Genomic DNA, 4,655 nt, shown 5'->3' with positions numbered 1-4,655 from the left:
CGGCGCTGCGCAGATAGCTGCCGTGGTCAACGCCGCGATTCTCGCGATACGCCTCGCCGCCCAAGGGACTGCGCCGGTACGATGCGGGGCGGTAGCGATCGTCGGCCACGCCGAACTCCACGCGCGTGAGCACTCGACGCGCACCAGTCGTGCGCACGGCGGCGATCGTGGCGCTGCGACGATCGACGTAGTCGTACGGGTCCTGCGACGCGAACAGCGCCGCCATGGTGTTGCCGGAGTCGAACGGCACCCGGAAGTCGTTGGTATTGTCGAGCGATCGGCCGGCGCGAAGTTCGAGCGCGGTGTTGCCACGCCTGCGCTCCACCGAGATGCGGCCGCGGGCGGTGCCTTCGTTCCAGGCCCAGCCCGCATTCGCGCGCACGACGACCCCCGGGGCGAGATCGCGCAGCGACCACTTGATGCCCGTGCCCGTGTACACACCTTCCACGCGATTGAAGTGGAACGCGTCGCTGGCCCGCGGTACGGTGTAGTCGAGACGGGGCGCGCCAAAGGTGCGCCAGCGGTCGGGGCCGATGTCGTTGAAGTCGTCGGAGTGCATACCGAGCGAGAGCGCGCCGACATCGGCTTGCCAGGCGCTGTAGCGACCCAGAGAATCGGTGTCGGCGAAACTCAAGCGACGAAGCGCGAGGGCGCGCAGAGAATCGGCAGCGGCAAGGGTGCGAGCGTCGAGGACCGTGTCGTTCACCTGCATCTGCGAGAAGCGCGACACGATGCGGACCACGGCGCGACTGTCGCCCAATCCCGGGAAGGTGGCCTGCAGCTCGATGCGCTGTTTGGCCGGCAGCCAGTACGCGCCGTTGCGTTCCCCATTTTCGTATTCCACGAACGCCACCGCGTCACCCAGCGAGGCCATTACCCCACGACGCGGGGCCTTGGCGCTCACGAAGTAGCCACGCAAGCGAACCAGTGTGCCGCGCGACGCGTCGAGATCCATTTCGCCGTCGAACAGCACCACCGGGCCCGTGATATCGGTGCGCGGCTGTACGCGCACGTGGGCAATTGGAATCACGCGATCGCCGGCGCGCATGGTCACGATGGTGTCGCCGCCGGAGTACCGATAGTACTGCTCGCGATCGACCGCGAGCGGATGAACGGCCGGGAGCGTATCGGCGCCGTCCGAGCTACCACGTTGGGGCGTCGTGCGACGCGACGAGTTGGAGCGCACCCGCAACCGGTTGCCATAGAGCACCGGATTCAACCAGCCGGTCTGGAACACTGACAGCATCGAGAGGTTGGCGCCGGTCTGCTGTGCGCGATAGCCGATGACACGCTGATCGTGGAAGCCGGTGCGATTCCACTTGAGCGTACTCGCCACCTGCTCCAGCATCCCCACCGCTTCGGTTCCCTCTTCACGCCGCAGCACCACCGAGATCTCCGTCTCGACGTGCGACGTGAAACTGATCAAGTCACGCGGCAACACGTTCCGCTTACTGGCATCGGCCAGCAGCTCGCGGAGGGCACGTGGGGCGGTGGCTTTGGCCGTATCCGTCTGAGCGGCGACGGTGTTGGGCGCGCCGAGCAACGTGAGCGCGCTGGCGGCAACGAGGAGAGAGGGTATTCGCATGTCTGTTTGGTACGCACGGGGGCAACGGAAGTTGCGCCCCTGCCTGATCAGTGTACCGCGTGATCGCTAACTGCCAGAACGCGGATGCCGCGGATCTCACAGAACCAACACGGATAAGCAGACTGCGTTTCTCGCTTGTCCGTGTTGGTTCCGTGCAATCGGTGTGCTCCGTGTGCTGGCCGTTGCCTTTACGATTTCAGCTGCTGCACCCGCTCCGCCGCCGCCGTCCAGTCATGCACCGCGTCGTCGAGGGCATCGCGCGTGTCGTCGAGCGCCTTGCCCAACGCCGCCGCCTTCTGCACCCCGGCCGGCGTATCGTACAGGGTGGCATCATCGAGCTCCTCGGTGATGCCGGCGATCTTGGCCTCCAGCATCGACACCCGCAGCTCGGCATCGGTCAGCGCCTTGTCGGCCGCCCGCTGGGCCTTGCGCGCATCGTTCGACGTCGGCGCCGCTTGGGCGTAGCCGGCCTTGGCACCGTGCTTCCCCTGCGATTTGTCGTACGCCTGTTCCTTGGCCTTGTCGGCCCGCTCGCGCTCACGCTGCAGCTCGCGTTCCCGGTCGCGGACCTTGGCGTTCTTCTCCGACTCGCGCTGCGACACTTCCCGCGCGGTCTTCTCCGCCTTGAGCTTGTTCTCGGCCCGCAGCGCTTCCCACTCCACGAAGCTGCCGGGGAAGATGATCAGCTGCTGATCTTTCACCTCCCACACCTGCGTGGCCAAACCGCGCAGCACGGCACGATCGTGACTCACGATCAGACAGCTCCCATCGTACTCCTCGATCGCATCCTCCAGCGCTTCGATGCTTTCGACGTCGAGGTGGTTCGTCGGCTCGTCGAGAATGAGCAGGTTGTTGGTGGACAGCGTGAGCAGCGCCAGTGCCACGCGCGCGCGCTCACCACCCGACAACGTGCCCACCGTGCGCTGCACTTCATCGCCGCTGAAACCGAAGCGACCGAGGTGTCCCTGCACCTGGCGACGCTCCCAGAGCGGACGCTGCGTGGCAATGGCCTCGTAGATCGTGCTGTCGAGCGGAAGATGCCCGACATCCTGACGGTAGTACGCCACGGTCGTGCTGGGCCCCATCTTCACGCGACCCGCGTGCGCCGGATGCTCTTCGACGAGCGTCTTGATGAGGGTGCTCTTGCCGGCGCCGTTCGGGCCCACGAGCGCCACCACTTCGTTGCGCTCGAGGACCACGTTCACGTCGCGCAACAGCTCGCGCACGCCCGTGGGCGTTTCCACGGCCACGGTCACATGCTCGGCTTCGATCACGCGATCGCCGCTGCGGTTGCCGGCCGACAAGCGCAGCGCCATCACGCCGTCACCACCGATCGGCGCCGACAGGCGCGGCATGCGTGCCAACAGCTTGCGACGTCCCTTCGCCTGCCTGGTGTTCTGACCGGCCAAGTTGCGCGCGATGTACTCGGTTTCCGACGCGATCTTGTTTTGCTGCTTGTCGAACTGCCGCTGTTGCGTGAGCCGGCGTTCTTCACGCTGCACGAGGAACGACTCATAGCTGCCTTCGTAGGCGAACGCCGTACCGCCCTCGAAGTGCAACACGTGATTGGCCATCACCGCGAGAAACGCGCGATCGTGGCTGATGCAGATGACGGTGCGATCGGTGTCGCGCAGATACTGCTCGAGCCACGCCGTCGTTTCGAGATCGAGGTGATTCGTCGGTTCGTCGAGGAGCAGGATTTCCGCCGGCGTGGCCAACTGACGCGCCAGCGCCACGCGCCCGCGTTCACCACCACTGAGCGTACCGATGCTGGTGGCCCGGGCGGCCTCCGGATCGAAGCCGACACCCATCAGCACGGCGTCGACCTTGGCCGCCATCTGATAGCCACCCTCGCGATCGAAGCGCTCGAGATCGCGGCCGTACTTCTCCATCGCCTCCTCGCCGTGATCGTGCTCGAGGTTGGCCGCCTGCTGAGCCAGCGACTGCTCCAGCGCGCGCAAATCGCCGAACGCGCCGGCCACGATCTCCCACAACGTCATGCCGTCGGGGAAGCGGCGGTGCTGGTCCATCAGCGCCACGCGCAGTCCGGGCATGCGCGCCACCGCCCCGCTGGTGGGCAGGAGATCGCCGGTGATCAGGCGGACCAGCGTGGTTTTGCCGGTACCGTTCCGGCCGACTACGGCCCAGCGGTCGCCGGAGCCGACGGTCAGCGAGATGTCACGAAAGATCTCGGTCGCGCCGAAATCCACCCGCGCGTTCCCGATCGAGATAAGCGTCATGCCTGCGCCGGCAGGAGATGTGCAATAACGGTCATTCGTGAGAGTAACCGGACTTCCACTCTGCGCGAAGCGCTTCGGCCACGCGCGCGATCTCGGCCCGGCGCGCGGCCGGCCAGCGCCGCACCCGCCACACGAGCGCGCGCCCACGCCATCCATTACGCCAAGCGACAGCCACGTCGGCCGCGGTCGGAAGCTGGGTAACGAGCAGCAGCAGCACGACGACGGTGAGCCCGCTGACGTTGCCGGTCAACACCAGCGCAGCGACGGCGACGACGGCCAGCAGCAGATACCACACCGCGACCACCTGCAGCCCCGGCACGAACGCCCGCGCCACCACATCGGCGCGGGCCTTCGCATGCCAGTGCGCCAAGCGCCACACGACCCAGAAGATCGGCCCATGAAGGAGCCACCCGATCAACGCCGCAGGCGTGATGAGCAGGAGCGTGTAGAGGGGCGTGAGGCGGGCTTCGGCGGCGATGCCGGCCCCCTGCAGCAACCGGGCGTGGTCGCGGGCCGAAGTGCGAATGCCACCGGCCTCGTGCACCAGGTGCGATAGTTCGGACACGAACGTGTGCACACGCTCGGCATGCGGCGTGGCGGCATCGGAGCGGCGGTTGGCCACCAGCCGTTCGGCCAGCGGCACGAGACGGGCAGCCCGCTCCAGCAACGGCGCCTGCGCGGCGATGCTGGCGGGCGGCTGCACAGCGGCCACCGCCGCCACCAGCTCGTCGCGGTCGGCGGCGGATTCCCAATCGGGCGCATTGCGGGTCACCCCCAGCAGCGACGTCCGGAGCTGATCGGTAAGGGCCGACACCCCGGCCTCGAGCCCG

At 67.2% G+C, this 4,655-nt stretch carries 3 protein-coding genes; all 3 read right to left on the bottom strand.

The annotated features are described in order from the left end of the window. On the bottom strand, nucleotides 1-1,585 hold a 1,585-nt coding region (locus tag ACIRA7_RS15000; protein ID WP_396221653.1), incomplete at its 3' end, for a hypothetical protein. A gap of 188 nt (nucleotides 1,586-1,773) precedes the next feature. Next, the gene (locus tag ACIRA7_RS14995; RefSeq protein ID WP_396221652.1) at nucleotides 1,774-3,825 is read right to left on the bottom strand and encodes an ABC-F family ATP-binding cassette domain-containing protein; all 2,052 of its coding nucleotides are present in this window, start codon (nucleotides 3,823-3,825) and stop codon (nucleotides 1,774-1,776) included. Between the two features lie 31 nt (nucleotides 3,826-3,856). Next, a partial coding sequence (locus tag ACIRA7_RS14990) for a hypothetical protein (RefSeq protein ID WP_396221651.1) occupies nucleotides 3,857-4,655 on the bottom strand: 799 nt, incomplete at its 5' end.

The organism is Gemmatimonas sp., assembly GCF_044376735.1.
Taxonomy (GTDB): Bacteria; Gemmatimonadota; Gemmatimonadetes; order Gemmatimonadales; family Gemmatimonadaceae; genus Gemmatimonas.
The sequence above is the reverse complement of the archived record's forward strand: the minus strand, read 5'-3'. Positions and strand labels throughout refer to the sequence as shown.

Excerpts from the sequence above, each read along its gene's own strand:
- ACIRA7_RS14995 (WP_396221652.1), bottom strand. The coding sequence starts at position 3,825 with ATGACGCTTATCTCGATCGGGAACGCGCGGGTGGATTTCGGCGCGACC.